At 71.0% G+C, this 25,141-nt stretch carries 29 protein-coding genes; 12 read left to right on the top strand and 17 right to left on the bottom strand.

What is annotated here, in order from left to right:
* Nucleotides 1–66: 66 nt before the first annotated feature.
* The 5 genes from kdsB to M6I34_RS17285 are packed head-to-tail and all read right to left on the bottom strand — an operon-like array spanning nucleotide 67 to nucleotide 3,244.
* Nucleotides 67–840 (bottom strand): 3-deoxy-manno-octulosonate cytidylyltransferase, encoded by a 774-nt coding sequence (gene kdsB / locus M6I34_RS17305; RefSeq protein WP_272487054.1) that lies wholly within the window; start codon nucleotides 838–840, stop codon nucleotides 67–69.
* Nucleotides 840–1,040 carry a Trm112 family protein gene (locus M6I34_RS17300; protein ID WP_272487053.1) on the bottom strand — a complete coding sequence of 67 codons (201 nt, stop codon included), beginning with the start codon at nucleotides 1,038–1,040 and terminating at the stop codon, nucleotides 840–842. The genes kdsB and M6I34_RS17300 overlap by 1 nt, the downstream gene beginning before the upstream one ends.
* A complete protein-coding gene (gene lpxK, locus M6I34_RS17295; protein WP_272487052.1) occupies nucleotides 958–2,091 on the bottom strand; it encodes a tetraacyldisaccharide 4'-kinase in 1,134 nt (377 codons plus the stop codon). Before lpxK ends, M6I34_RS17300 begins: the two co-directional genes overlap by 83 nt.
* Nucleotides 2,088–2,522 carry an ExbD/TolR family protein gene (locus tag M6I34_RS17290; RefSeq protein ID WP_272487228.1) on the bottom strand — a complete coding sequence of 145 codons (435 nt, stop codon included), beginning with the start codon at nucleotides 2,520–2,522 and terminating at the stop codon, nucleotides 2,088–2,090. Before M6I34_RS17290 ends, lpxK begins: the two co-directional genes overlap by 4 nt.
* A 14-nt stretch (nucleotides 2,523–2,536) precedes the next feature.
* Nucleotides 2,537–3,244, bottom strand: a complete 708-nt coding sequence (locus M6I34_RS17285) for a MotA/TolQ/ExbB proton channel family protein (RefSeq protein WP_336254713.1) — start codon at nucleotides 3,242–3,244, stop codon at nucleotides 2,537–2,539.
* Between the two features lie 317 nt (nucleotides 3,245–3,561).
* On the opposite strand from M6I34_RS17285, the gene xseA reads away from it, so the two are divergent.
* From xseA to M6I34_RS17270, 3 genes are all read left to right on the top strand, one after another.
* On the top strand, nucleotides 3,562–4,917 hold the full coding sequence (xseA, locus tag M6I34_RS17280) for an exodeoxyribonuclease VII large subunit (protein WP_272487051.1): 1,356 nt from the start codon (nucleotides 3,562–3,564) through the stop codon (nucleotides 4,915–4,917).
* 158 nt (nucleotides 4,918–5,075) lie between these two features.
* Nucleotides 5,076–5,657 (top strand): superoxide dismutase [Fe], encoded by a 582-nt coding sequence (sodB, locus tag M6I34_RS17275; RefSeq protein ID WP_272487050.1) that lies wholly within the window; start codon nucleotides 5,076–5,078, stop codon nucleotides 5,655–5,657.
* A 173-nt stretch (nucleotides 5,658–5,830) separates the two neighbouring features.
* Nucleotides 5,831–6,079: a GlsB/YeaQ/YmgE family stress response membrane protein gene (locus tag M6I34_RS17270; RefSeq protein ID WP_272487049.1), complete on the top strand. Its 249-nt coding sequence runs from the start codon at nucleotides 5,831–5,833 to the stop codon at nucleotides 6,077–6,079.
* Here M6I34_RS17270 and M6I34_RS17265 read toward each other — a convergent pair.
* Nucleotides 6,052–6,561 carry a DUF192 domain-containing protein gene (locus M6I34_RS17265; RefSeq protein ID WP_272487048.1) on the bottom strand — a complete coding sequence of 170 codons (510 nt, stop codon included), beginning with the start codon at nucleotides 6,559–6,561 and terminating at the stop codon, nucleotides 6,052–6,054. The two genes, M6I34_RS17270 and M6I34_RS17265, sit on opposite strands and share 28 nt — an antisense overlap.
* Before the next feature lie 112 nt (nucleotides 6,562–6,673).
* Between M6I34_RS17265 and icd the strand changes: the two genes are divergently transcribed.
* Complete coding sequence (gene icd / locus M6I34_RS17260; protein ID WP_272487047.1) at nucleotides 6,674–7,927, top strand: NADP-dependent isocitrate dehydrogenase; 1,254 nt, start codon at nucleotides 6,674–6,676, stop codon at nucleotides 7,925–7,927.
* A 46-nt stretch (nucleotides 7,928–7,973) separates the two neighbouring features.
* Here icd and M6I34_RS17255 read toward each other — a convergent pair whose 3' ends face one another.
* The 6 genes from M6I34_RS17255 to M6I34_RS17230 form a co-directional block, all read right to left on the bottom strand.
* The gene (locus tag M6I34_RS17255) at nucleotides 7,974–9,245 is read right to left on the bottom strand and encodes an NAD(P)/FAD-dependent oxidoreductase (RefSeq protein ID WP_272487046.1); all 1,272 of its coding nucleotides are present in this window, start codon (nucleotides 9,243–9,245) and stop codon (nucleotides 7,974–7,976) included.
* Nucleotides 9,246–9,452: 207 nt separating this feature from the next.
* Nucleotides 9,453–9,986 carry a DUF3299 domain-containing protein gene (locus M6I34_RS17250; RefSeq protein ID WP_272487045.1) on the bottom strand — a complete coding sequence of 178 codons (534 nt, stop codon included), beginning with the start codon at nucleotides 9,984–9,986 and terminating at the stop codon, nucleotides 9,453–9,455.
* Between the two features lie 25 nt (nucleotides 9,987–10,011).
* On the bottom strand, nucleotides 10,012–11,274 hold the full coding sequence (locus M6I34_RS17245; protein WP_272487044.1) for an ABC transporter permease: 1,263 nt from the start codon (nucleotides 11,272–11,274) through the stop codon (nucleotides 10,012–10,014).
* Nucleotides 11,271–11,990, bottom strand: coding sequence for an ATP-binding cassette domain-containing protein (locus tag M6I34_RS17240; RefSeq protein ID WP_272487043.1), 720 nt, complete (start codon nucleotides 11,988–11,990; stop codon nucleotides 11,271–11,273). The genes M6I34_RS17245 and M6I34_RS17240 overlap by 4 nt, the downstream gene beginning before the upstream one ends.
* On the bottom strand, nucleotides 11,987–12,538 hold the full coding sequence (locus M6I34_RS17235) for a ZrgA family zinc uptake protein (RefSeq protein ID WP_272487042.1): 552 nt from the start codon (nucleotides 12,536–12,538) through the stop codon (nucleotides 11,987–11,989). The genes M6I34_RS17240 and M6I34_RS17235 overlap by 4 nt, the downstream gene beginning before the upstream one ends.
* Nucleotides 12,539–12,812: 274 nt before the next feature.
* Nucleotides 12,813–13,016: a cold-shock protein gene (locus M6I34_RS17230; RefSeq protein ID WP_272487041.1), complete on the bottom strand. Its 204-nt coding sequence runs from the start codon at nucleotides 13,014–13,016 to the stop codon at nucleotides 12,813–12,815.
* Nucleotides 13,017–13,323: 307 nt separating this feature from the next.
* On the opposite strand from M6I34_RS17230, the gene clpS reads away from it, so the two are divergent.
* The 6 genes from clpS (at nucleotide 13,324) to tal (ending at nucleotide 19,257) form a co-directional block, all read left to right on the top strand.
* Nucleotides 13,324–13,632: an ATP-dependent Clp protease adapter ClpS gene (clpS, locus tag M6I34_RS17225; protein ID WP_147704152.1), complete on the top strand. Its 309-nt coding sequence runs from the start codon at nucleotides 13,324–13,326 to the stop codon at nucleotides 13,630–13,632.
* Nucleotides 13,629–15,938 carry an ATP-dependent Clp protease ATP-binding subunit ClpA gene (gene clpA, locus M6I34_RS17220; RefSeq protein ID WP_272487040.1) on the top strand — a complete coding sequence of 770 codons (2,310 nt, stop codon included), beginning with the start codon at nucleotides 13,629–13,631 and terminating at the stop codon, nucleotides 15,936–15,938. The genes clpS and clpA overlap by 4 nt, the downstream gene beginning before the upstream one ends.
* A gap of 209 nt (nucleotides 15,939–16,147) precedes the next feature.
* Nucleotides 16,148–16,465, top strand: coding sequence for a c-type cytochrome (locus M6I34_RS17215; protein WP_272487039.1), 318 nt, complete (start codon nucleotides 16,148–16,150; stop codon nucleotides 16,463–16,465).
* A 17-nt stretch (nucleotides 16,466–16,482) separates the two neighbouring features.
* Nucleotides 16,483–17,802 (top strand): NAD(P)/FAD-dependent oxidoreductase, encoded by a 1,320-nt coding sequence (locus M6I34_RS17210; protein ID WP_272487038.1) that lies wholly within the window; start codon nucleotides 16,483–16,485, stop codon nucleotides 17,800–17,802.
* 25 nt (nucleotides 17,803–17,827) lie between these two features.
* Nucleotides 17,828–18,319, top strand: coding sequence for a disulfide bond formation protein B (locus tag M6I34_RS17205; protein ID WP_272487037.1), 492 nt, complete (start codon nucleotides 17,828–17,830; stop codon nucleotides 18,317–18,319).
* The gene (gene tal, locus M6I34_RS17200; protein WP_272487036.1) at nucleotides 18,316–19,257 is read left to right on the top strand and encodes a transaldolase; all 942 of its coding nucleotides are present in this window, start codon (nucleotides 18,316–18,318) and stop codon (nucleotides 19,255–19,257) included. Before M6I34_RS17205 ends, tal begins: the two co-directional genes overlap by 4 nt.
* 56 nt (nucleotides 19,258–19,313) lie before the next feature.
* On the opposite strand, the gene M6I34_RS17195 is transcribed toward tal, so the two are convergent.
* The 4 genes from M6I34_RS17195 to coaBC all read right to left on the bottom strand — a co-directional run bounded on the left by M6I34_RS17195 (nucleotide 19,314) and on the right by coaBC (nucleotide 22,056).
* Nucleotides 19,314–19,826, bottom strand: coding sequence for a flavodoxin family protein (locus tag M6I34_RS17195; protein ID WP_272487035.1), 513 nt, complete (start codon nucleotides 19,824–19,826; stop codon nucleotides 19,314–19,316).
* A gap of 120 nt (nucleotides 19,827–19,946) precedes the next feature.
* Complete coding sequence (gene dut, locus M6I34_RS17190) at nucleotides 19,947–20,393, bottom strand: dUTP diphosphatase (protein WP_272487034.1); 447 nt, start codon at nucleotides 20,391–20,393, stop codon at nucleotides 19,947–19,949.
* Nucleotides 20,390–20,854: a hypothetical protein gene (locus M6I34_RS17185; RefSeq protein ID WP_272487033.1), complete on the bottom strand. Its 465-nt coding sequence runs from the start codon at nucleotides 20,852–20,854 to the stop codon at nucleotides 20,390–20,392. The genes dut and M6I34_RS17185 overlap by 4 nt, the downstream gene beginning before the upstream one ends.
* On the bottom strand, nucleotides 20,851–22,056 hold the full coding sequence (gene coaBC / locus M6I34_RS17180) for a bifunctional phosphopantothenoylcysteine decarboxylase/phosphopantothenate--cysteine ligase CoaBC (RefSeq protein WP_272487032.1): 1,206 nt from the start codon (nucleotides 22,054–22,056) through the stop codon (nucleotides 20,851–20,853). Before coaBC ends, M6I34_RS17185 begins: the two co-directional genes overlap by 4 nt.
* Nucleotides 22,057–22,152: 96 nt before the next feature.
* Here coaBC and M6I34_RS17175 point away from each other — a divergent pair, with 96 nt between their 5' ends.
* The gene (locus M6I34_RS17175) at nucleotides 22,153–23,913 is read left to right on the top strand and encodes an FAD-dependent monooxygenase (protein ID WP_272487031.1); all 1,761 of its coding nucleotides are present in this window, start codon (nucleotides 22,153–22,155) and stop codon (nucleotides 23,911–23,913) included.
* Nucleotides 23,914–23,921: 8 nt separating this feature from the next.
* Complete coding sequence (locus M6I34_RS17170) at nucleotides 23,922–24,119, top strand: DUF2783 domain-containing protein (RefSeq protein WP_272487030.1); 198 nt, start codon at nucleotides 23,922–23,924, stop codon at nucleotides 24,117–24,119.
* Between the two features lie 43 nt (nucleotides 24,120–24,162).
* On the opposite strand, the gene M6I34_RS17165 is transcribed toward M6I34_RS17170, so the two are convergent.
* Nucleotides 24,163–25,095, bottom strand: a complete 933-nt coding sequence (locus M6I34_RS17165) for a bile acid:sodium symporter (RefSeq protein WP_272487029.1) — start codon at nucleotides 25,093–25,095, stop codon at nucleotides 24,163–24,165.
* Between the last annotated feature and the right edge of the window lie 46 nt (nucleotides 25,096–25,141).

Genomic DNA, 25,141 nt, shown 5'->3' with positions numbered 1-25,141 from the left:
GCGCAGGGGCGCGGGCCGGGCGGCTCGCCGAAGCCCGGGAAGCGTACCGTCAAAGCCGACGGACGGTCAATTTGGCGCAACGCTCGCCCCGGCCGGCCCGCCGCCCGACACGATGCGGCGCACGCGCTCGAGGTCGGCCGGCGTGTCCACGCCAGGCGGGGGCTGCTCGTCGGTGACCTCGACCGCGATCCGGTGGCCGTGCCACAGCGCGCGCAACTGCTCGAGGGACTCGAGGGCCTCGATCGGCGCGCGCTCGAGCGTCGGGTACGCGAGCAGGAAGCCGACGCGGTACGCGTACAGGCCGATGTGGCGCAGCGCGCAGGCCGGCACCGGCGCCGTGCCGTCGCGGTCGAACGGGATGGACGCGCGCGAGAACAGCAGCGCGCGGCCCGTGCGGTCGAGCACCACCTTGACCACGTTCGGGCTGCGCCAGTCGTCGACCTCGTGGATCGGGTGCGCGGCGGTGGCGATCGCCGCGTCGGGCGAGGCCGCCAGCCGCGCGGCGACCGCCCGCACCAGCGGCGGCGGGATCAGCGGCTCGTCGCCCTGCACGTTGACCACGATCGCGTCGGCGGGCAGGCGCAACAGCCGGGCGGCTTCGGCCAGCCGGTCGGTTCCGGACGGATGATCGGCGGCGGTCATCACCGCCTCGAAGCCGGCCGCGCGCACCGCCTCGGCGATCCGCCCGCTGTCGGTGGCGATCGCCACCCGCTGCGCGCCGGCGGCCCGTGCCCGCTCGGCCACGCGCACCACCATCGGCCGGCCGCCGATGTCGGCCAGCGGCTTGTCGGGCAGGCGGGTCGAGGCCAGGCGCGCCGGGATCAGCGCCACGAAGTCCATCAGTCGGTCTGTTCGATGCGTCGTGCCTCGTCGACGAGCATGACCGGGATGCCGTCGCGAACCGGGTAGGCCAGCCGGTCGGGCCGGCAGATCAGTTCGCCGTCGAGCGGCGCGCCGTCAGGCGCCGTGCCGCCGCGTTCGAATTGCAGCGGGCCCTTGCAGATCGGGCACACCAGGATGTCGAGCAGGCGTGCGTCCAAGATTCGCCTCGCGCAGTGCGTTGTCGAGCCAGTCGACGAATGCGGGATCGAGCCGCGCCGACGCCTCCAGCGCCCAGCAGCGGTCGTCCGCCCAAGCCCGGCATTTTACGGCGTCCTTGGTCGTCATCACGACGAAGCGGGCGCGCAGCGCGCGCAGCGCGTCCCGCCCCGGCACCTGGTGGTCGCCGGGCTCGACCCGCAGGCCCGGGGGCAGGCCGAGCGCCTCGAGCGCCTGGAAGAAGCGGGCAGGCGCCCCGATGCCCGCCACTGCGGCCAGGCAGCCGGGCGCGTCGCTCGCGCCGCAGGCCGCCGCGACCGCGGCCCTGAACGCGGCCGGTTCGAGCGGCGCGCCGCGGCCGTCGACGCGCACGAAGCGCTCTGGCACCACGTCGAAGCGGAAAGCGGGAGGGGCGGCAGCGGGCGGATCGGCCGGGCCGTTCAGCGCGATCGCGTCCATCCCCGCCAGGTGCGCGAGCGGCTCGCGCAGCGGGCCGGCCGGCAGCAGCCTGCCGTTGCCCGCGCCGCGGGCGTCGAACACCGCGATCTCGATGCTGCGCGGCAGCCCCGCGTGCTGCAGCCCGTCGTCGCTGACGACGACGTCGATTTCCGGATGGGCCTGCAGCAGCAGCGCGAGCGCCTCGGCCCGGCGGCGCCCGGCGGCGACGGGGCGGCCGGTCTGCGCCGCGAGCAGCAGCGGTTCGTCGCCGGCATCGGCCGCGTCGTCGCCGGCGCGCACCAGCCGCGCCTCGGTGCGCCGCGCGCCGTGGCCGCGGGCCACGATGCCGGGCGTCCAGCCGCGCGCCGCGAGGGCCGCGACCGTGGCCGCGACCAGCGGCGTCTTGCCCGCTCCGCCCACGACCAGGTTGCCGACGACCACGACCGGCACCGGCGGCGCCGGCAAGGCCTCGATCGCGCGCCGCTGGCGGGCGGCCACGGTCGCGACCAGCCGGGAAAGGGGGGCGAGCAGCAGCCCGGCGGCCCGGGCGGCGGCGGCCGGCGCCGGCTCGAACCAGAGCCGCTGCAGCGCCGCCTCGAGCCGCTGCCGGATCAACGCGCGCCGGCCCCTGAGGTGCCGCTCTGTGCAGCGAAGGTGACCCGCGCGATGCCGGCCTGGCGCGCCGCCTCGAGCACCGCCACCACCGACTGGTGGCGGGCACCGGCGTCGGCGTGGATCACCAGCACCGGCTCCTTGCGGCCGCTGGCCGCGCGGGCCAGCTCGGCCGACAGGGCCTCGGGCGAGACGATCCGGGCGGCGCCGGCATCCAGCACGTAGCGGCCGTCGGCGGCCACGGCCACGACGATCTCGACGGGCCGTTCGGCTGCCTGCTCGGCGTTGGCGCTGGGCAGGTCGACCTGCAGCTCGGTGAACTTCGAGTAGGTCGTCGTGACCATCAGGAAGATCAGGATGACCAGCAGCAGGTCGATCAGCGGGATGAAGTTGATCTCGGGCTCCTCCCGGCGCCGGCCGGGGTGGAAGCTCATCGCGTGGCGCCCGATCATGCGGCGGGGCTCGCCTTGGCGCGCTCGGCGGCCGGGCGGGGGGCGCGGCGCACCGGCTTGCGGGGCTCGGCCTCGGCGGCGGTCTCGCCGGCGGCCGCCGGCAGCGGCTCGGCGGCGACCAGGTCGACGAGTCGCAGCGCCTGCTGCTCCATCTCGGTCAGGTAGCCGTCGACCCGGGCGCGGAAGTGCCGGTAGGCGATCAGCGCAGGAATCGCGATCAGGATGCCGAAGGCGGTGTTGTAGAGCGCGACCGAGATGCCGTGGGCCAGCTGCTGCGGGTTCGTGCCGCCGGGCGCCTGCGCCCCGAAGATCTCGATCATGCCGACGACCGTGCCGAACAGGCCCATCAGCGGCGCCACGGTGGCGATCGTTCCCAGGCCGGACAGGTACTTCTCGAGCTCGTGGGCGACCGCCCGCCCGGTGTCCTCCATGGCCTCCTTCATTCGCGCGCGGCCGCCCGCCTCGTGGCGCGCGCCCGCCGCGAGCACGCGGCCCAGCGGCGAGCTGGCCGAGAGCCGCGCCAGCAGTTCGGGGGTGACCGGAACCGCGCCCCGCAGGCCGGTCAGTTCGTCGAGCAGGCCGTCGGGCAGCACCTTGGGGCGCCTGAGCGCGAGCCCGCGCTCGATGATCAGCGCGACCGCCGCCACCGACGTCACGATCAGGAACCAGATCGGCCAACCGGCCGCCTCGATCAGGGACAGCAATTCGATCTCCAGGAACCGACCCGCCGGGTCGGGATTGCGGGCCCGCAATTGTCGGCGTTTTCGAACCGCTGCCGCAAGCGCCGCCGGTCGCCTCGCGAGTTGTCGACAGAAGCTGTGGACAACTCTGTGAAGAAAGCGCTGGATAATGCGGGGAAAGCGCGAATTTCCATGCGTTGCGGCCGGTGCCCAATTCGTTCGCACCGGAAAAGCTCATCGCAATCAATCACTTATGAACCATTTGCTACAGCAGATCGGGGCCGTCGTCAAAATGCACGCAGCCACGCGGCTTTGTGGAAAGGTTCCGCCCGGAAACCCGCATGAATGCTGAAATCCGCCCCGGAAATCACGCAGGGACGCGGGAAATCCTGACGGTCTCCGAGCTGAACCGCGTCGTTGCTGGGATCCTGGAGCGGAGCCTCGCAATGGTGCGGGTCGAGGGCGAGCTGTCCAACGTCGTGCGGGCCGCCAGCGGCCACTGGTACTTCTCGCTGAAGGACCCCGGCGCCCAGGTCCGCTGCGTGATGTTCCGCGGCAAGGCCAGGCACGTCGATTTCGTGCCGCGCGAAGGCGACCGGGTCGAGGTGCTCGCCTTCGCCACTCTCTACGAGGCGCGCGGCGAGTTCCAGCTCAACGTCGAGGCGATGCGCCGCGCCGGGGCCGGCGACCTGTACCGGCGCTTCCTCGAGTTGAAGGAGCGGCTGCAGAAGGAGGGGCTGTTCGACGCGACCCGCAAGCGCGCGCTGCCGGCCGCGCCGGCGGCGATCGGCGTGGTCACCTCGCCGCAGGCCGCCGCGCTTCGCGACGTCCTCACCACGCTGAGGCGCCGCGCGCCGGCGATCCCGGTCGTCGTCTACCCGACCCAGGTCCAGGGCGCCGACGCGCCGGCGCAGATCGTCGCGGCGATCGGCCGGGCCGCCGCCCGGCGCGACTGCGACGTGCTGCTGGTGGTGCGCGGCGGCGGCTCGATCGAGGACCTCTGGTCGTTCAACGACGAGCGCGTCGCCCGCGCGATCGCCGCGTGCCCGCTGCCGGTCGTGGTGGGGGTCGGGCACGAGACCGACTTCACGATCGCCGATTTCGTCGCCGACCTGCGCGCGCCGACCCCCACCGCCGCAGCCGAGCTGGTGGCGCCGGATCGACGCGAGCTCGCCCGTGGCGCGCACCGACTGGCCCAGCGCCTGCGGGCGGCGATGCTGCGCGCGCTCGACCGGGCCGGCCAGCGGCTCGACACCGGCACCCGGCTGCTGAGGCCGCCGTCGGCGCAGTGGCGCGACCGGGCGAGACGGGTCGCGGCCCTCGCGCAGCGGCTGGCCGCGGCCGGAAACGCGCAGCGGCTGCGGCGCTCGGCCGCGCTGGAGCGGCTGGCCGCCCGGCTGCGCGCGCCGCGCGCCGACCTGGCGCGGCAGCGGCTGGCGGCGCTGGAGCGTAGGCTGGCGGCCGCCGGGCGAGAGGCGCTCGCGTGGCGGGCGCGTCGGGTGGACTCAGCGGCCGCCGCGCTGGCGCTGGTCAGTCCGCAGGCGGTGCTCGACCGGGGCTACGCGATCGTGACCGGCGAGGACGGCACGGTGCTGCGCGACGCGGCCCTGGCCCGGACCGGAGAGCAGGTGTCGGTGCGGCTCGCGCATGGCTCGATCGACGCGGCGGTGACCGCGGTGCGGCCGGAGCAGGGCTGAGCGAGGGCCGGGCGTTTCGCCCCGTCGCCGTCCGGGCTTCGCTGGAGGACCGGCCCGGTTCGTCCTAGAATGCTCGGCTTTCGCCCGACCCGACGCGCATCCGCCCGCGCCGCGCCGTCGATAGACGATTCACTTCCAGGAAAGCACGAGGACAAGACATGGAACACCAGCTGCCCGCCCTGCCGTACGCCGCCGACGCGCTCGCCCCGCACATCTCGAAGGAGACCTTCGAGTACCACCATGGCAAGCACCATCAGGCCTACGTGACCAACCTGAACAACCTGATCAAGGGCACCGAGTTCGAGAACGCCAGCCTCGAGGACATCATCCGCAAGTCGCAGGGCGGCGTGTTCAACAACGCGGCCCAGGTCTGGAACCACACCTTCTTCTGGCACTGCATGAAGCCGAACGGCGGCGGCGAGCCTTCGGGCGCGCTGGCCGACGCGATCAAGGCCAAGTGGGGCTCCTACGATGCCTTCAAGGAGGCCTTCACCAAGAGCGCGGTCGGCAACTTCGGCTCTGGCTGGACCTGGCTGGTCAAGAAGGCCGACGGCAGCGTCGACATCGTCAACACCAGCAACGCCGCCACCCCTCTTACCGGCGCCGACAAGCCGCTGCTGACGATCGACGTGTGGGAGCACGCCTACTACATCGACTACCGCAATGCCCGGCCCAAGTTCGTCGAGACCTTCCTGAACAGCCTGGTGAACTGGGACTTCGCGGCGAAGAACTTCGCCTGAAGCCGGGGCGGCGCGGCGCTCGAGCGCCGCTTCGCAGCTCGAACAGGGGCCCTTCGGGGCCCCTGTTGCCTTTGGCCTGCCGGCCGCCGCCGTGGCGCGTGACGGTCGCCGGCGGTTCGCCCAGCGCCCCGATCGTGCTTCAATGCGGGGGTCGACCCGACGAGGAGGCAAGCATGAGCCTGATCTGGACCGCGATCATCGGCCTGGCCATCGGGGCCGTCGCCAAGTTCCTGATGCCGGGCCCGCAGGGCGGCGGCATCATCGTGACGATGCTGCTGGGCATCGTCGGCGCCTTCGTGGCCGGCTTCATCGGCCGGGCGATCGGCTTTTACCCGGCGGGCGCCGGGGCCGGCTTCATCGCGTCGGTGCTCGGCGCGATCCTGGTGCTCTGGGTCTACGGCAAGTTCTTCCGGAAGACCTGAGGGTTCCTGAGCTGGAAGCCGGCGTCGATCCCGCGCTTCGCGAACCAGCCCTGTTCCATCTCGAGCGCGTAGCGCACCGGCCGCTTCGGGCAATGGCTTTCCTCGCTGCGAGGCGCCATGTCCTCGATGTTGACCACGGTGCCGTCGTCGTCCAGGAATGCGATCGACAGCGGGATCAGCGTATTGCGCATCCAGAAGCAGTGACCGGCCTTCTCGCGGAACACGAACAGCATCCCGTGGCCCGGGGCCAGTGACTGCCGGAACATCAGGCCGACCGCGCGCTTCCGGTCGTCGTCCGCGACCTCGGCCTTGATCAGGTGCATACCGGCCTGCAGCGTGACCGTCGGCAGCTCGGGCTGGGGGCGCCCCTGGGCGGCGGCCGGGGCGGGCGCCAGCAGGCCGCCCGCCGCGGCCGCGAGCGCTGCGGCCAGAGCCAGGGCGGCGGCCAGGCGCAGGCCGGATCGTCGGGCGGTTTGCGTCATGTCAGGTGGTGTTCCGGCGACAGGCGCGCCGAGGGGCGGCGCGGGTTTCGATGCGGCATAATTATGGGCTAACCCGCATCCCGCACAACCCATCTACCGAGGAATCCTGCGAATGTATCAGCACGTCAAAGTCCCTTCGGCTGGCGAGAAGATCAAGGTCAATGCCGACTTTTCGCTGCAGGTTCCCGACAATCCGATCATTCCGTACATCGAGGGCGACGGCACCGGCATGGACATCACGCCGGTCATGCTCAAGGTGGTCGACGCGGCGGTGGCCAAGGCCTACGGCGGCAAGCGCAAGATCCACTGGATGGAGGTCTACGCCGGCGAGAAGTCGACCAAGGTCTACGGCCCCGATGTCTGGCTGCCCGCCGAGACGCTCGAGATCGTCAAGGACTACGTCGTGTCGATCAAGGGGCCGCTCACCACGCCGGTCGGCGGCGGCATCCGCTCGCTGAACGTCGCGCTGCGCCAGGAGCTCGACCTGTACGTCTGCCTGCGCCCGGTCCGCTACTTCAAGGGCGTGCCCTCGCCGGTCCGCGAGCCCGAGAAGACCGACATGGTGATCTTCCGCGAGAACTCGGAGGACATCTACGCCGGCATCGAGTACGAAGCCGAGAGCCCCAAGGCGAAGAAGCTGATCGACTTCCTGATCAAGGAAATGGGCGTCACCAAGATCCGCTTCCCCGAGACCTCCGGCATCGGCATCAAGCCGGTGTCGCGCGAAGGCACCGAGCGCCTGGTCCGCAAGGCGATCCAGTACGCGATCGACAACGACAAGCCCTCGGTCACGCTGGTGCACAAGGGCAACATCATGAAGTTCACCGAGGGTGGCTTCCGCGACTGGGGCTACGCGCTGGCACAGAAGGAATTCGGCGCGCAGCTGGTCGACGGCGGCCCGTGGTGCTCGTTCAAGAACCCGAAGACCGGCAAGGACATCATCGTCAAGGACGTGATCGCCGACGCCTTCCTGCAGCAGATCCTGCTGCGCCCGGCCGAGTACTCGGTGATCGCCACGCTGAACCTGAACGGCGACTACATCTCCGACGCGCTGGCCGCGCAGGTCGGCGGCATCGGCATCGCGCCGGGAGCCAACCTGTCCGACTCGGTGGCCATGTTCGAGGCCACCCACGGCACCGCGCCGAAGTACGCCGGCAAGGACTACGTGAACCCGGGTTCGGAGATCCTGTCGGCCGAGATGATGCTGCGCCACATGGGCTGGACCGAGGCGGCCGACCTGATCATCTCGTCGATGGACAAGGCCATCCAGTCGAAGAAGGTCACCTACGACTTCGCGCGACTGATGGAAGGCGCCACCCAGGTGTCGTGCTCGGGCTTCGGCCAGGTGATGATCGACAACATGTAAGCGGCCAGGGCGCGCCGGCCCCCGGGCCGGCGCGCATCCGGACCGGTCAGCGCTCGAGCTTCTCGATGCCGAGCGCGCTCAGCACGTACTTCTCGTAGATCGGCTCCGAGCTGCCGTTCTTCATCTTGTAGAGGAAGTACTTCTCGAAGGCCACCTTGGCGAGGTGGACCCACTTCCCCTTCTTGAACCAGTTCACGTTGCGCGGCGGGATCTGGGGCAGGGCCACGAAGGCGGCGCCGGTGTCGCCCATGTCGGCCAGGCAGATCGCATTCCAGGTGCCCTTGGCGTCGGCCGGCTTGCCCTCGAGCTCGGCGGCGATGTTGTGCACGATCGCGGTCACCATCGTCTCGATCATGTAGCCGGTCTTCGGCGCGCCGGTCGGCACGGGCGTGGCCTCGACCGGGGGAATCGCCACGCATACCCCCGCCGAGAAGATGTTCCGGTGCTTCTTGCTGCGCTGGAACTCGTCGATCAGCACGAAGCCGCGCGGGTTGCACAGGCCCTCGACCCCCGCGACCGCGTCGACGCCCTTGAAGGCCGGCAGCATCATGCTCAGCTTGAACGGCAGTTCGTGTTCCTGCTTCGGCTGTCCCTTGTCGTCGACCTCGGTCACGAACATCTTGCCCGCTTCGACCCGGGTCACCTTGGCATTGGTGATCCACTTGATGTCGTTGTTCCGGAAGTCGCTCTCGAGCAGGGATTTGGAGTCGCCGACCCCGCCCAGCCCGAGGTGGCCGATGTAGGGTTCGCTGGTCACGAAGGTGATCGGCACCTTGTGGCGCAGCTTGCGGCGCTGCAGGTCCTTGCTGAGGATGAAGGCGAACTCGTAGGCCGGGCCGAAGCACGAGGCGCCGGGCATCGCGCCGACGATCACCGGGCCCGGGTCGTCCAGGAAGGACTGGTAGTCGCTCCAGAACTGCTCGGCATGGTCGACGGTGCAAACCGACCGGGTGTGGCCTTGCGGGCCCGATCCGGGCACCTCGTCGAAGGAAAGCTTCGGGCCGGTCGTGATGACCAGGTAGTCGTAGGCGAGTCGCTCGCCGTCGGCCAGTTCCAGCGCGTTGCCGTCGGCGTCGATGCGTTGCACCGGCCGGGCCACGAACTCGATGCCCTTTTTCTCCAGGTGCGGGCGGATCGGGAAGGTGATCGCGTCGCGCTTGCGCCAGCCCACGGCCAGCCAGGGGTTGGAGGGGACGAACTGGAAGTAGTCGACCGCGTTCACGACCGTGACGCGGTGGGACTTGTCCAGTTTCGCGCGCAGTTCGTAGGCGGCCGGCATGCCGCCGGTGCCTGCTCCGAGTACGACGATGTGTGCCACGGTCCTGACCCTCCTGCCGGCTTCGTCGGCGCCTGACTTCGATGCGGGCCGGGACGCCCGCGCTGATGATCAGAGCCTAGCGCCGCCGGGCCGCGCCGGCGCATCGCGCGTCGAAGCTTTCTTGGCGGACGTCAAGACGGGTGCAGTTACCGGGGATTCCCGAGGCCGTTTCGCGGCGCCGGGGGGCGCCGGGGCCGCGGCGGGCGGTCAGTAGCGCACGACGCGCCTGGCGTCCATCACGTAGCCGCTGACCCCCATCCCGGTGTCGGAGCGGTCGATGCGCAGGGTTCCGCTGACCCAGACCGCCTCCATCGTGCGCAGGCCGCGCACCGGCTTGTCCGCGCGCACGTGGACGATCTGGTTCGCCGGGGGCGGCGGGGAGTGGATGCACGCGCCGAAGTAGGGGACCAGCAGGAACTCGCCGACCCCGCGCTCGTCCTCTTCGAGCGGCACCAGGTAGCCCGGCAGGCGGACCTTGCGCCCGGCCATCGCCGGCACGGTCGGCGCGTTGTCGAGGATCTCCCGGATTCGCTTCATCAGCGCCTGGGCACGCGGGTCCGCGTCGTGAAGGTACGAGGGGACCTGCAGTCCTTCGAGGGACTTCATCGGGTCCCAGTCCTTCGGGACCAGGTCCTCCCAACTGATCTCGGGAAACTCCTCGGTGCGGGCGGCGCCGGGCAGCGCGAGCAGCGTTGCCGCGAAGAGGAGGCGGCGGCGGGTCTCGGAGCGGGTCGAGGTCAAGCTTTCCTCCATCGATGCGCAGAGGTCAGGCGTTCGCCGACAGGCCGTCGGAAAGCGAAAGCCGGTAGGCGCGCCAGGCGGGCAGCAGGCTCGCGAACCAGCCGGCCGCGACGAGCGCGGCCGCCAGCAGCCACTGCGTCGTCGTCGGGCGGGCTGCCTCCAGCGTGAGCCCGAAGCTCGACTGCAGCCAGGGGGCGAGCGCGAGGATCGCGAACGACAGCGCGATCGCGCCGGCCGCCACGCCGGCAAGCGTGACGAGGCCCCCTTCCAGCGCCAGCAGCCCCAGGACGTGCCTCGGCCCGGCTCCGGCAGCCCGCAGCACGGCCAGCTCTCGCCGGCGCTCGTTCAGGCCGGCCAGGATCACCGACACGAGCCCTCCGAAGCTGACCAGCGCGACCATGCCGGACATCAGCAGCAGCGCCCGCTCCCCGGCGCCGATCAGCTGCCAGAGTTCGTCGAGCGCAACGCCCGGCAGGATCGCCATCAGAGGCTCCCCATCGAAGCCGTCGATGCGTCGCTGGGTCGCGAAGACGGCGCTGCGTCGTTCGAGGCCGACCAGCGCGGCGGTCACCGCCTTCGGCCGCAGTTCGAGCGCTCGCGCCTGCTCCGGGCCGATTCGGGAACCGGGCCTGGGCATCCCGCCCATCCAGTCCGCGTGAATCGCCTCGATCGCCTCCAGGCTGACCAGGACCGAGCGGTCGACGGGGGTGCCCGTGCGGGCAAGAATGCCGGCGATCCGGAAAGGCTTGTCGGCGTGCTCGGCGACCCCGATGGGGCCGCTGCCGTGCGCGAGCGTGATCGAATCCCCGACCCGATAGCCGAGTCGCGCGGCCACCTCGGCACCCACGACCGCGTCGAACAGGTCGGAGAAGACCTCGCCTTGCGCCATGCGCAGCGCCTGGCGACTGCCGTAGCGGAAGCGCTCGAAGTAGGCGGTCGTGGTGCCGACGACCGGGAACCCGCGATGCGAGTCGCCCAGCGAGATCGGCACCACCCAGGCCACGGAGGGCATCGCGGCGACGGCCTCGACGCTGCGCATGCCGATGTTGCTGGTCGGCGCGCCGACGTGGAAGACGGAGAAGAGAAGCAACTGGACCGAGCCGGTCCGGGCGCCGACGATCAGGTCGGTGCCGGAGATTGCCGAGCCGAAGCTCGCGCGCAGGTCGGTTCGCACCCGCTCGACGCCGAGCAGCATGAAGGTGGACAGCGCGATCGAAAGGATCGTCAGCACGAGGGTGGAGCGCCGGTTCCAGGCGCTCAGTGCCGCGAGCCTGAGCAGGAAGCTCATGCTTGCGCGGCCTCGTGGCGGGGCGCGCGGTTGATCGACGGCAGCGCCAGTTCCCGGCTGAACCGCCCGGCGAGGCTCAGGTCGTGGCTCACGAAGACCAGCGCGCTGCCCGACGCGGCGCATGCGTCGAGGAGCAGGGCGAGGAAGTCGTCGCGATTGCCCTCGTCCAGCGCGGAAGTCGGCTCGTCGGCGACCACCAGGTCCGGGCCCCCGATCAGGGCGCGAGCGGCCGCGACCCGCTGTTGCTGGCCGACCGACAGGGTGGCAGCCGCCCGTTGGCAGGCGCTGGCCGGCAGCCCCATCGCCGCGAGCAGGGCCTCGGCCTGGGCGCGAGGCGAGCCGGCCATCCTTGCCGCGGCCTGCGCGCGGGCGGACGAGAAGCCGCACGGCAGCACCGCGTTGTCGATCGCGCTCAGCCACGGAACCAGGTTGAACTGCTGGAACACGTAGCCGACGTGACGGGCGCGGCGCCGGTCGCGCCGGGCCGGCCGCATGTCGCGCCAGTCCTGCCCGAGCAGCGCCACCCGCCCTTCGGCGGCGGTCAGCACTCCCGCCATCAGCGACAGCAGCGTGCTCTTGCCGCAGCCGCTCGGGCCGTGCAGGAACAGCGCCTCGCCGCGCTCGACCCGCAAGGCGGCGATCTCGAGGCAGTCCGTCCGATCGGCGGGCCAGCGAAAGCGCAGGCCTTCGATCTCGAGCACCGATGCGTCCGTCATCGTTGCGGGCGGTCGGCCAGGATCAGGCGCGGCTGGGTGGCGCGAAGGCGCTGCGCGGACTGGCCGCCCGGCGAGGCGACGCGGGCGTCGACCGTCCGGATCGACTTGAAGGCCGGGAACAGGCCCAGGTCGAGGTGTCTTGCCGCCCGGGCGTCGCGGCACTCGAAGCGGAAACTGCCGACCAGGTCCCCGTGCGCGGGCTGGCCGGCCACAGCGGGGGAAGGGGCGCCGTCGCCTTGCCGCCCGAGCAGCGGCGCCTCGATCGCGGCCGCGGCGAGCTCGCATCCGCCTGCCGGATCGATCCGGAAGAGCCGGTCGGCGGCCTCGAGGCGGGCGATCGCCTGCTCGACCCGCTCGCGCTCCGCCCGGTTGCGCGGGGGGCGCTCGAATCCGACCAGGTCGTGCAGTGGCACCCTCAGTTCGACCAGTATCGCAGGGGCCTCGACCGCCACGTCGAGTTCCGCGTTGCCGTGCGAATGGGCGCCGCCGGCCAGCGCGATGGCCGGCAGGCAGGCAGCGAGAAACAAGGGAAGGTGTCGCGTCGTCATTTCCGGAATCCGGTCCGATCGGCGACGCACAGCGCCCTTAGGGCGCGCGTCGCGGCCGGCAACGATCGGGAGATTAAACCGGAGGACGGGCGACCGCGCCTTTAATGCAACACGATAGCATGTGTATTGCGCCGGCGATCGGTGTGCGAGGCAGGGGGCTCGCGGCGCAAAGCAAGAACGCCGGGGGATTCCCGGCGTTCCTGGTGACAGCCGCAGACCGGTCGGCGGCCGGCGGCAATCGCGAGATCCGGCCGGCGGCCGGATCGGGTGGCGGTCAGGCCGCCTGGATGTTCGAGGCCTGCTTGCCCTTGGGCCCGGTGACGACTTCGAACTGGACCTTCTGGCCCTCCTTCAGCGTCTTGAAGCCGTTCATCTGGACCGCGCTGAAATGCGCGAACAGATCCTCTCCGCCATCGTCGGGCGTGATGAAGCCGTAGCCCTTCGAATCGTTGAACCACTTAACGGTGCCTGTAGCCATGCCTGAACATTCCTGAAAACGATTACCGGGCCGGCTGGAAACCTCTCGGTCCTCCCCCTGATCCGGCCCGCCTGTCGCTGCGCCCCTCGAGAGAGTGACCGCGCTGCCCCGTTCTGAAAGGATTTGTCGGGCTGGCACGACCCCGGAGGAAATATCCCCGGACAGCGCTCGGATTCTTTTTCGTAATCGGGCCGGCGTCAAGTGCCGGGGGCCCGCGAAAGCGTGGCGTCGTGAACGCGGTCACGGCGGGCGCGACCGCTTGCCGGGCGATTGTTGCGCCGCCCTCGCGACTCGCTAGAATGCATTCATGGCGACCCGGCACGATCCCTCCACCGTTCTCGAACGTCGGGAATCGCGTCTGAAGCCGCCGCCGATGTACCAGGTGGTCCTGCTCAACGACGATTTCACCCCGATGGAGTTCGTCGTGAGCGTCTTGCAGAAGTTCTTCGGCATGGGGCGCGAGAAGGCGACCCAGGTGATGCTGAAGGTTCACCGGGACGGACGCGGCGTCTGCGGCGTATTCCCTCGCGATATCGCAGCGACGAAGGTCGAGCAGGTCAGCAGTTATTCACGCGAGCATCAGCACCCGCTGCAGTGCGTGATGGAGGAAGCATGATCGCCCAGGAACTTGAAGTCAGTCTGCACATGGCCTTCGTCGAGGCCAGGCAGCAGCGGCACGAATTCATCACCGTCGAGCACCTGCTGCTCGCGCTGCTCGACAATCCGTCGGCGGCCGAGGTGCTGCGTGCCTGCGCGGCCAACATCGACGAGCTCCGCCGCAGCCTGACCGGCTTCATCAAGGAGAACACGCCGATCGTGCCGGGCGCCGAGGAAATCGACACCCAGCCCACGCTCGGCTTCCAGCGCGTGATCCAGCGCGCGATCATGCACGTGCAGAGCACGTCCAACGGCAAGAAGGAGGTGACCGGCGCCAACGTGCTGGTCGCGATCTTCGGCGAGAAGGACTCGCACGCCGTGTACTACCTGCACCAGCAGGGCATCACGCGGCTCGACGTCGTCAATTTCATCTCGCACGGCATCACCAAGACCCCGCAGCCCAAGGAGCCGCAGAAGGACGAGCAGGCCGAGGGCGAGCAGGAGGCCGCCGGCGGCCAGCCGGGCGCGCTCGAGCAGTACACGCTGAACCTGAACGCGGCAGCCAAGGAAGGGCGGATCGATCCGCTGATCGGCCGCGAGCAGGAAGTGGAACGCGTCATCCAGGTGTTGTGCCGGCGCCGCAAGAACAACCCGCTGCTGGTCGGCGAGGCCGGTGTGGGCAAGACCGCGATCGCCGAGGGGCTCGCCTGGCGCGTCACTCAGGGCGACGTGCCCGAGATCCTGTCCGACGCGGTCGTCTACTCGCTCGACATGGGCGCGCTGCTGGCGGGCACCAAGTACCGCGGCGACTTCGAGCAGCGGCTCAAGGCGGTGCTCAAGCAGCTCAAGCAGGCCCCCAACGCGATCCTGTTCATCGACGAGATCCACACGCTGATCGGCGCCGGCTCTGCCTCGGGTGGCACGCTCGACGCTTCCAACCTGCTGAAGCCGGCGCTGTCCTCGGGCCAGCTCAAGTGCATCGGCGCGACCACCTACAACGAGTACCGCGGCATCTTCGAGAAGGACCACGCGCTGTCGCGGCGCTTCCAGAAGATCGACGTCGTCGAGCCATCGGTCGAGCAGACGGTGCAGATCCTGCGCGGTCTCAAGTCGCGCTTCGAGGAGCATCACGGCGTGCGCTACTCGGCCTCCGCGCTGTCGGCCGCCGCCGAGCTGTCGGCCAAGTTCATCAACGACCGGCACCTGCCCGACAAGGCGATCGACGTGATCGACGAGGCCGGCGCCGCGCAGCGCATCCTGCCCAAGAGCAAGCAGAAGAAGGTCATCGGCAAGAACGAGATCGAGGACATCGTGTCCAAGATCGCGCGCATCCCGCCGGCCTCGGTGTCGTCCGACGACCGCAGCAAGCTGCAGACGCTCGACCGCGACCTGAAGGCCACCGTGTTCGGCCAGGACCCGGCGATCGACGCGCTGGCCGCTGCGATCAAGATGTCGCGCTCGGGCCTGGGCAAGCCGGACAAGCCGATCGGCGCCTTCCTGTTCTCCGGCCCCACCGGCGTCGGCAAGACCGAGGTCGCCAAGCAGCTCGCGTTCATCCTCGGCATCGAGCTGATCCGCTTCGACATGTCCGAGTACATGGAGCGGCACGCGGTGTCGCGGCTGATCGGCGCGCCCCCGGGCTACGTCGGCTTCGACCAGGGCGGGCTGCTGACCGAGGCGATCAGCAAGAAGCCGCACGCGGTGCTGCTGCTCGACGAGATCGAGAAGGCGCACCCGGACATCTTCAACATCCTGCTGCAGGTGATGGACCACGGCACCCTCACCGACAACAACGGCCGCAAGGCCGACTTCCGCAACGTGATCGTCATCATGACCACGAACGCGGGCGCGGCCGACCTGCAGCGCCGCAGCATCGGCTTCTCGGACAGCCGCGAGGCGGGCGACGAGATGGTCGAGATCAAGCGGATGTTCACCCCCGAGTTCCGCAACCGGCTCGACGCGATCATCAGCTTCAAGGCGCTCGACGAGGAGATCATCCTGCGCGTCGTCGACAAGTTCCTGATGCAGCTCGAGGAGCAGCTCCACGAGAAGAAGGTCGACGCGGTGTTCACCGACCGGCTGCGCAAGATGCTCGCGAAGAAGGGCTTCGATCCGTTGATGGGCGCCCGGCCGATGCAGCGGCTCATCCAGGACACGATCCGCAAGGCGCTGGCCGACGAACTGCTGTTCGGCAAGCTGGTGTCGGGCGGACGGGTCACGGTCGACCTGGACGAGAACGAGCAGGTCGTGCTGTCCTTCGCCGAAGGCGAGCCGCCGTCCTCGGGCGGCGAGGGCGAGGAGCAGATCGAGGTGCTGCCGGCCTGAGCGGCCGGCGCACCCTCCCGGCGGGACCTTCGGGTCCCGTTTTCGTTTCCGTTGCCGCGTGCGCGGAGCGCCAATGGAAAGAATAAGCAAATTCGACCGCCCCGGTAAGCGCGCCGGGCGGTGCGGGCTTGTCTAGAATGAACGGTTCAACAACGACCCTGCGGGCACGACGACGCTCCGCCCGGTCGAGACGAAGCGAGGAGAATCACATGAGAACGATGAAGACGGTCGCCGCGGCCTGCATGGCGATCGGCCTGGCGGCTGCCGCGCTGCCGGCGCATGCCCAGCAAGCGCGTTACCTGGCCGCGAATTGCGCGAACTGCCACGGCACCGACGGCCGCTCGGCCGGCGGCGGCGGCATGCCCGGGCTGGCCGGCCTCTCGGCCACCTACTTCGTCGAGCAGATGAAGGCGTTCCGCGAGGGCAAGCGGCAGGCGACGATCATGCACCAGATCGCCAAGGGCTACACCGACGAGCAGATCGTCGCGCTGGCCGACTACTTCTCGAAACAGCAGCCGTCGAAGTGAGCGGGGGAGGAACGACCATGAACGGAATCGACAACACCCGCCGCCGCCTCGCGCAGGCGCTCGGCTCGGGTTCTGCCCTCACGATGCTCGGCGCCGGCGGCGCCGTCGGCCTGGCCGGCTGCGCCGTGGACGGCGCGCCGGCCGTTTCCAGCGGCACCCTGGGTCGCGTGCTGGTGATCGGCGGCGGATTCGGCGGCGCCACGGCCGCCAAGTACCTGAAGAAGTGGGGCGGCCCCGGCATCGACGTCACGCTGGTCGAGCGCCAGGCGGCCTTCGTGTCCTGCCCGCTGTCGAACCTGGTCCTCGGCGGCTCGCGCCGGATCGAGGACCTGACCACGTCCTACGACGGCCTGCGGCAGGCCGGCGTGAAGGTGGTGCGCGACGAGGTCCGCTCGGTCGACCCGGTCACCCGCAAGGTGAGCTTCGCCGGCATGGCCGAGCAGACCTTCGACCGGATCGTGATGTCGCCCGGCATCGACTTCAATTTCTCGGCCATCCAGGGCCTGGACGCCGAGGCCCAGAAGACGATCCTGCATGCCTGGAAGGCCGGCCCGCAGACCGTGGCGCTGCGCCAGCAGCTCGAGGCGATGCCCGACGGCGGCGTCTACGTGCTGACGATCCCCCGCGCCCCGTATCGCTGCCCGCCGGGGCCCTACGAGCGGGTCTGCCAGGTCGCGCACTACTTCAAGACCTACAAGCCGAAGTCGAAGATCGTCGTGCTGGATGCCAATGCGGACATCCAGTCGAAGAAGGCCCTGTTCCTGAAGGAGTGGAACGGCCAGTACAAGGGGATGATCGACTACCAGCCGAACATGCAGGTCACCGAGGTCGACGCCCGCAGCCGGACCGCGATCACCGACCTGGGCGACAAGGTCAAGGCGAGCGTGCTGAACGTCGTCCCGCCGCACGGCGCGGCCGACATCGCGCGCCAGGCCGGTCTGGTCAACGCGAACGATCGCTGGTGCCTGGTCGACTGGTCCACGCTCGAGTCGACCGCCGCCAAGGGCATCCACGTGCTGGGCGACGCCACGATGCCGGCGCCGGCGATGCCGAAGTCGGGGCACATGGCGAACCAGCACGGCAAGGCCGCCGCGGCCACGATCGTCGAGATCCTGAACGGGCGCGCGCCCGAGCCGCAGATGATGGCGAACACCTGCTACAGTTTCGTCGACGACAAGCGGGTCATCCACGTCGCGTCGGTGCATCGCTGGTCGCCCGAGAACAAGACGATCGAACCGGTCAAGGGTGCCGGCGGCGTCTCGGCCGAGGCCAGCCTGCTCGAGGGCACCTACGCGAACGCCTGGGCCCGCAACATCTGGAACGACATGCTGACCTGAACGGTCGGCGATAGCCGAGAGCCGAATGCCGCGTTCGCCTGGATCGATCTTCACCGCAGTCGCCGTGCTCGCTGCCGGCGCGGTCGCGCTGGCGCTGGTGCTTCAGCACGCCTTCGGGATGGAGCCCTGCGCCTGGTGCACCTTCCAGCGGGTGATCTTCCTGGCGGTCGCGGCCGCGGCGCTGCTCGCCGCGGCGCTGCGGCCGGTGCGCGCCGCCTTCGCGCTGGCCGGCGCGCTCGTCGTGCTGCTGGCCGCGGGCGGCGTGTGGGCGGCGCTGCACCAGCAGTTCGTCGCGTCGAAGGCCGACTCCTGCGCCTACACCTTCGCCGACCGTTTCCTGCTGCGCACCGGTCTCGACGAGAAGTTCCCGGCCCTGTTCGAGGCGACGGCCTCCTGCGCCGATGCGAACGCGCCGCTGCTCGGGCTGCCGTTCGCCGCCTGGAGCGCCGCGCTGTTCGCGCTGTTGTGCCTCGCGTCGATCGCCGCGCTGCGCACCGGCCTGAGGAGAACGCGATGAGCGCGCTCGACAGACTGAAGCAGTGGACCACCGTGGTCGCCGACACCGGCGACTTCAACGCGATGCGGGCCTACGCGCCGCGCGATGCCACGACCAATCCGTCGCTGATCCTGAAGGCGGTCCAGAAGCCCGAGTACCGGTCGCTGGTCGAGGAGACCGTGGCCGCCCATCGCGGCGAGCCGGTCGAGGCGTTGTGCGACCGCTTGCTGGTGCGTTTCGGCCGCGAGATCCTGTCGATCGTGCCGGGTCGGGTGTCCACCGAGGTCGATGCCCGGCTGTCCTTCGACACCGAGGGCACGATCGCGAAGGCCCACGCCCTGGTCGGCCTGTACGAGGCCGCCGGCGTGTCCCGCGAGCGGGTGCTGATCAAGGTCGCGTCCACCTGGGAGGGCATCCGGGCCGCCGAGCGCCTCGAGAACGAGGGCATCCGCTGCAACCTGACGCTGCTGTTCTCCTTTCCGCAGGCGGTTGCCTGCGCCGACTCAGGCGTCACGCTGGTCTCGCCCTTCGTCGGCCGCATCTACGACTGGTACCGCAAGCGCGACGGCGTCGACTTCGCTCCGGCCGACGACCCCGGCGTCCAGTCGGTTCGGCGCATCTACACCTACTTCAAGAAGTTCGGCTACCAGACCGAGGTGATGGGGGCCAGCTTCCGCAGCACCGGCCAGGTGCTGGCGCTGGCTGGCTGCGACCTGCTCACGATCAGCCCCGAGCTGCTCGAGCAGCTGAAGGCCTCCGACGCGCCCTTCGATCGCGCGCTCGACCCCGAGGCCGCGAAGGCGCAGCCGGTCGAGCGCGAGCGCTTCGACGAGAAGCACTTCCGGTTCGCGGTCAACGAGGACGCGATGGCTTCCGACAAGCTGGCCGAGGGCATCCGCCTGTTCGTGGCGGACGTGCGCAGGCTCGAGACGATCGTCGGACAGGCCGCGGCGGGCTGACCCTCGCTCCCGGCGCCCGCCGGCTCGATCGCCGCGTCCCGCCCGGCCGGCGGCCGTTACCAGAGGCCGACTGCCAGTCCCGCCGCCAGCGTCGCCCCGAGCTCGGCGGCCCGCGCAAGTTCGGCTTCCGGAATCCTCTTCGGCGCGAGGATCGCCTCGGGCGTCTGCGCGTGCGTGATCACCAGCAGCGGATCTGCCACCTGCCGAAGCCGCCAGCCGGTCGCGAAGCGCTGCAGTTGCCGGATCGTTCCCTGGCCGTCGGAGCCGGCGCAGACGATCGCCGCGAAGGGCAGGCCGTTGACCCGGTCCAGGACCGGATACCAGCATCGGTCGAAGAAGTCCTTGCTCACGCCGGCCATCGTGGCGAGGTTCTCCGGGGTCGCCACCAGCAGCGCCGACGCGCCGAGCACGTCGTCGGGGCCGGCATGGTCGGCGCGCGCCAGCACGACCTGGACCTCGGCGCTCGCCTCGGCCTGCTCGAGCGCGTCGCGCGCGCCGGCCGCGGCGGCCTCGGCCAGTTGTCGCGTGCCGCCGGTCATCGACCACCAGACGATCAGCAGGCGCTTCATCGCAGGGAGGGGAGGCGCTTCATGGCAAGGCGGGCAGGCGCTTCATGGCAAGGCGGACAGCCACCTCGGGCAGGTGGCGATCGGGCGCGCGCCGCGTCCGGAATCCGGCGCGCCGGCCGCTCAGAGGCTGCCGGTGCTGCCGAAGCCGCCCGCGCCGCGCTCGCTGGCCTCGAACGAATCGACGACGTCCAGCTCGACCTGCACCACGGGCACGACGATCATCTGCGCGATGCGCTCCATCGGCTCGATCGTGAAGGCCGCGTTGCCCCGGTTCCAGCACGAGACCATCAGCGGCCCCTGGTAGTCGGAGTCGATCAGGCCGACCAGGTTGCCGAGCACGATGCCGTGCTTCGTGCCCAGGCCCGAGCGCGGCAGGATCATCGCCGCGTAGCCGGGGTGGCCCAGGTGGATCGCCATGCCGGTCGGGATCAGCCGGGCGTCGCCGGGCGCGAGCACGAGCGGCGCGTCGAGGCAGGCGCGAAGGTCCAGGCCCGCGCTGCCGGAGGTCGCGTAGTGCGGCATCTGGCTGCGCAGCCGCTCGTCCAGGATTCGAACGTCGAGTCTCATTTCGTCGGTTTCTTCGTGGTGCGCTTTCGGAGTACCAGGCCGGTGCCCAGCACCAGCAGGCCGGGCAGCATCGTGTCGACCGCGGGCCCGCCATCCAGCACCGACATCAGGACCAGCGCGATGCCGGCGCCGATCAGCCACCACGCGCCGGCCGCCAGCGCCAGCGCGCGGGCGGGCCCGGCGGGCCAGTGCCGTGCAGGCGGCCGGGCGTACTCGCCGGCGCGCGTCGTCGGGGCGGGCCGCGTCGGCGCGGAAGCTCGCGCAGCCCCGGCAGGTCGTGCGGTCGCGGGAGGCCCTGCAGTCGTGGAGGGCCGTTCGGTGGTGGAAGGCCGTGCGGTCGCGGAAGGCTGGGCCGGGCCGGCCGCCTGCTCGGCCGTCCGCGCATTCAGCTGCTCGACGTAGCGGACGAAGTCCCCGCCCGGCGGCTCCGATGCGTCGAGCGGGGCCTCGTTCCTGTTCACGCGCGGGCCTTCGGCAACCGGGTCGCGATCTCGGCGACCAGTTCGGCCGCCAATGCGTCCTTGCTCGCGCGCGGGAGCTTTCGGCTGCCCGCGGCATCGATCAGCAGCAACTCGTTCTCGTCGCGCCCGAAGGTCTCGTGGCCGATGTTGCCGACCAGCAGCGGCACGCCCTTCTTCTCGCGCTTGGCGGCGCCGTTGGCCTCGAGGTCCTCGCTCTCGGCGGCGAAGCCGACGCACCAGGGAGCGTCGGGCCGGCGCGCGACCTCGGCGAGGATGTCCGGGTTCTGCGCGAACTCGAGCGCTGGCGGTCCGCCGCCGTCGGTCTTCTTCAGCTTGCTGGCGCTGCGGTTCGCGACCCGCCAGTCCGCCACCGCGGCCACCGCCACGAAGACGTCGAAGCGGCCGGCGTCGAGCTCGCGCATCACCGCGCGGTGCATCTGCTCGGCGGTGGTCACGTCGATTCGCGTCACGCCCATCGGCGTGGGCAGGGCCGTGGGGCCGGCCACCAGCACCGCCTCGGCGCCGGCCTGCCGGCAGGCGCGCGCGATCGCGAAGCCCATGCGCCCCGACGACAGGTTGGTGATGCCGCGCACCGGGTCGATCGGTTCGAAGGTCGGCCCGGCGGTGAGCAGCACGCGGCGCCCGGCCAGCCGCTTCGGCACGAAGAAGGCTTCCATCGCCTCGGCGAGGTCCTCGGCCTCGAGCATCCGGCCCTCGCCGGTCTCGCCGCAGGCCTGGTCGCCCGAGTCGGGGCCGAAGAAGCTCACGCCGTCGTCGCGCAGTCGCGCGACGTTGCGCTGCGTGGCCGGATGCGCCCACATCTGCCGGTTCATCGCCGGCGCCACGACCAGCGGGCAGTCGCGCGCCAGGCACAGCGTGGACAGCAGGTCGTCGCACAGGCCGTTGGCGAGCTTGGCCAGGAAGTCGGCGCTGGCCGGCGCGACCAGCAGCGCGTCGGCCGCGCGCGACAGCTCGATGTGGGCCATGCCGTTGTCGATGCGCGTGTCCCACTGGTCGGTGAACACCGGCTGGCCGGTCAGCGCCTGGAAGGTGGCGGTGCCCACGAAGTGGGTGGCGGCCTCGGTCATCGCGACCTGCACCGCGGCGCCGCGGCGCTGCAGCTCGCGGGCCAGGAAGGCGGCCTTGAAGGCGGCCACGCCGCCGGTGACCCCGAGCAGGATTCGTTTGCCTTCGAGCTTCATGGGCGCTGTATAGCACATCGGCCGGGCGGGCGCCCCCGGGCGGGCCGCGCTGTTAATCTTGCGCTTCGAGAAGAAAAGCGGCTCGCAGGAGAGGGGATGCAGCTCCGGACACCCGATCGGCTCGGGGCCTTCGAATACCGGCGCCACCCGGCGCGCCTGCCTGCGCTGCGCGACGGGCGGGAGGCCACGCGTCACAGGGTGGTGGTCGCGGGCGGCGGCCCGGTGGGGCTGGCGGTGGCGCTCGGCCTCGCGCGCCTGGGCGTGCCCTCGCTGGTCGTCGAGGCGGACGAGACGGTCTGCGTCGGCAGCCGGGCGATCTGCCTGTCGCGACGCAGCCTCGAGATCCTGGATCGGCTGGGCGTGCTGCCGGCCTTCGTCGACAAGGGACTGGCCTGGACGGGCGGTCGCAGCTTCTGGCGCGACACCGAGGTGCTTCGCTTCCTGATGCCGCACGACGCCGACCAGCGGCTCGCGCCGATGACCAACATCGAGCAGTACTACATCGAGCAGTTCCTGCTCGACGGCATCGCGAAGCACCCGGAGCTGGTCGAGGTCCGCTGGGGCACGAGCGTCCTGGCAGTGAGCGCCGGCGACCACGGCGTCGAGCTGGCGCTGGAAGCCGCGGGCCGGCGCTACGCGGTCCACGCCGACTGGCTGGTCGCCTGCGACGGCGCGCGCAGCCTGGTCCGGGACCAGCTGGGCCTGAAGATGTCGGGCACCAGCTACGAGGGCCGCTACGTGATCGCCGACATCGAGGCCGACCTCGGTTTGCCCACCGAGCGGCTCGCCTGGTTCGATCCGCCGGCCAATCCGGGGCGCACCGTGCTGATGCACCGCCAGCCCGACGACCTGTGGCGCATCGACTACCAGCTGCGGCCCGACGAGGATCCCGACGAGGCGGTGCGGCCCGAGAACGTGCTGCCGGTGATCCGGGCCCAGCTCGCGATGCTCGGCTTCACCGGCGACTGGAAGGCGATCTGGATCAGCATGTACCGCGCGAGCGCGGTGTCTCTCGAGCGTTATCGCCACGGCCGGGTGCTGTTCGCCGGCGACGCGGCGCACCTGGTGCCGATCTTCGGCGTGCGCGGCCTGAACAGCGGCTTCGAGGACGCCTGGAACCTGGCGTGGAAGCTCGCTCGGGCGGCGGGCGGCAACGGAGCGCGCGGCGGCCTGCCCCCGGGCGGGTCCGAGCGCCTGCTCGACAGCTATTCGCTCGAGCGCCGCCATGCCTGGCGGCAGAACATCGCGCAGGCCACGAAGAGCACCGAGTTCATGGCGCCGCCCTCGCGCGGCTTCGAGCTGATGCGCGACGCGGTGCTCTCGCTGGCGGCCGGACATCCGGCCCTGCGCTCGCTGATCAATCCGAGGCAATCCAGTTCTATTCCGTACCCGGATTCCCCGCTCAATACGCCGGACCGGCCCGGCGAATTCGGGGCCTCCGCGGGCGCGCCCGGCGAGGCGCTCGCCGAGTGTCCGCTGCGCGACGCCGCGGGCGCGGTCGTTCACCTGACGCAGCTGCCCGGCGACGGCTTCACCCTGCTTTGCTACGGAGGAGGTGCCGGCCCGGCCGGCGACGCGGCGCGGATCCTCGCCGATTCGCCGCCGGGTTGCGGCCTGGCGGTGGTCACGATCGCTCCTGCGGGCGGCGAGGGCACGGCCGCGGCGGATGCGGTCGACGCGTCCGGGCGCTTCGCGGCGCTCTACGATGCCAGGCCCGGAAGTGCCTGGCTCCTCCGGCCCGACGGCAACGTCTGCGCCCGCTGGCGCGCGATCGACGCGCAGGCGGTGATCGCGGCGCTCGCCCGCGCCCTCGGGTCGCCCGCCGCCGGCCCGGCGCAGCCGGCGCTCACAGGATGAACGCGACGATGAACCGACCAACGCTGACCGAGGCCGAGCGCGACGACGCCTACACCCGGATCTGCCAGGCCGTCACCGAGGCCGGGGCCGAGCGCGAGTCGCTGTTCCTGGCCCGCCTCTGCCTGCTGCTGGCCGAGGAGGTCGGCGATTCCGCGAGGGTGGGCGCGGCGATCGACGCGGCCCGGCTCGATCCCGGCGCGCGCTGAGCGCGCCTGGCCGCGGCGGGAGTCGCTCCGCGCGCCGGCCGGCTCAGCGCCGGCGCAAGCTTCGCCGCAGGAAGGGGGCGAGCAGCAGGGGCGCGAAGTACATCGGGACCTGGGCGATTCCCACGTACAGCGAGAAGGCCTCGCCGGCGGTGCCGGCGGTCACCACCAGCATCAGGCCCATGTTGCGGTTGCCGCTCATGATCGCGGCCGCATAGCCGGAGGCGACGCCGGCGCGCCGGAACAGCAGGTAGCCGGCGACGTGCAACAGCGCCGTCGCCACGCAGGCCAGCGCGAGCAGCATGCCGATGAAGGCCGGCTCGCGCAGCAGCCTGTCGGTCACGCCGTCCATCACGGCGATCGCGAACACGACCAGCAGCAGCACGTTGACGCCGCCGAGCAGGTCGCCGTTGCGGGCGAGCCGCTGCATGCCGAGCAGGCGCCGCAGGCCCCAGGCGAGCGCGAAGGGCAGCAGCACCAGCGCGGTGACCCGGGCGAAGAAGGCGGCGAGGTCGACCTCGACGCCGGCGCCGGGCAACAGCAGGCCGACCAGCGGCGTCAGCGTGAGCGGCAGCAGCAGCGTGGTCGCGACCGTGGCGACGACGGCCAGCACGCCGTCGAGCCCCAGGATCATCGCGAACACCGCGGCCGAGCCGATCGGCGGCGCGGCGGCCTGCAGCACGAGCAGCAGCCGCAGGTCGGGCGGCAGGCCGAGAAGCAGGCTCGCGCCCCAGGCGATCAGCGGCGAGGCGAGCAGCTGCCAGGCGGCGATCGCCGCCGGAAGCGCCGGCCGGCGAAGCGCCGCGCCCAGGTGCTCCCAGTCGAGCCGCAGCAGCACCGCGGTGAGCGTGCCGATCACTGCGGCGCTCAGCAGCGGGCGCAGCAGCGCCGCCAGGTCGGGCAGGGCGACGCCGACGAACACGCCGGCCGGCAGCGCCCAGCGCGCCCAGCGGCCGAGGATTCCGAGAAAGCTTCGCAATTCGTGGGCCGGCGAACGGAAAGGGCAGAATGACCGATCTTCTCCC

This window comes from Zeimonas sediminis, assembly GCF_023721795.1.
Taxonomy (GTDB): Bacteria; Pseudomonadota; Gammaproteobacteria; order Burkholderiales; family Burkholderiaceae_E; genus Zeimonas; species Zeimonas sediminis.
The sequence above is the reverse complement of the archived record's forward strand: the minus strand, read 5'-3'. Positions and strand labels throughout refer to the sequence as shown.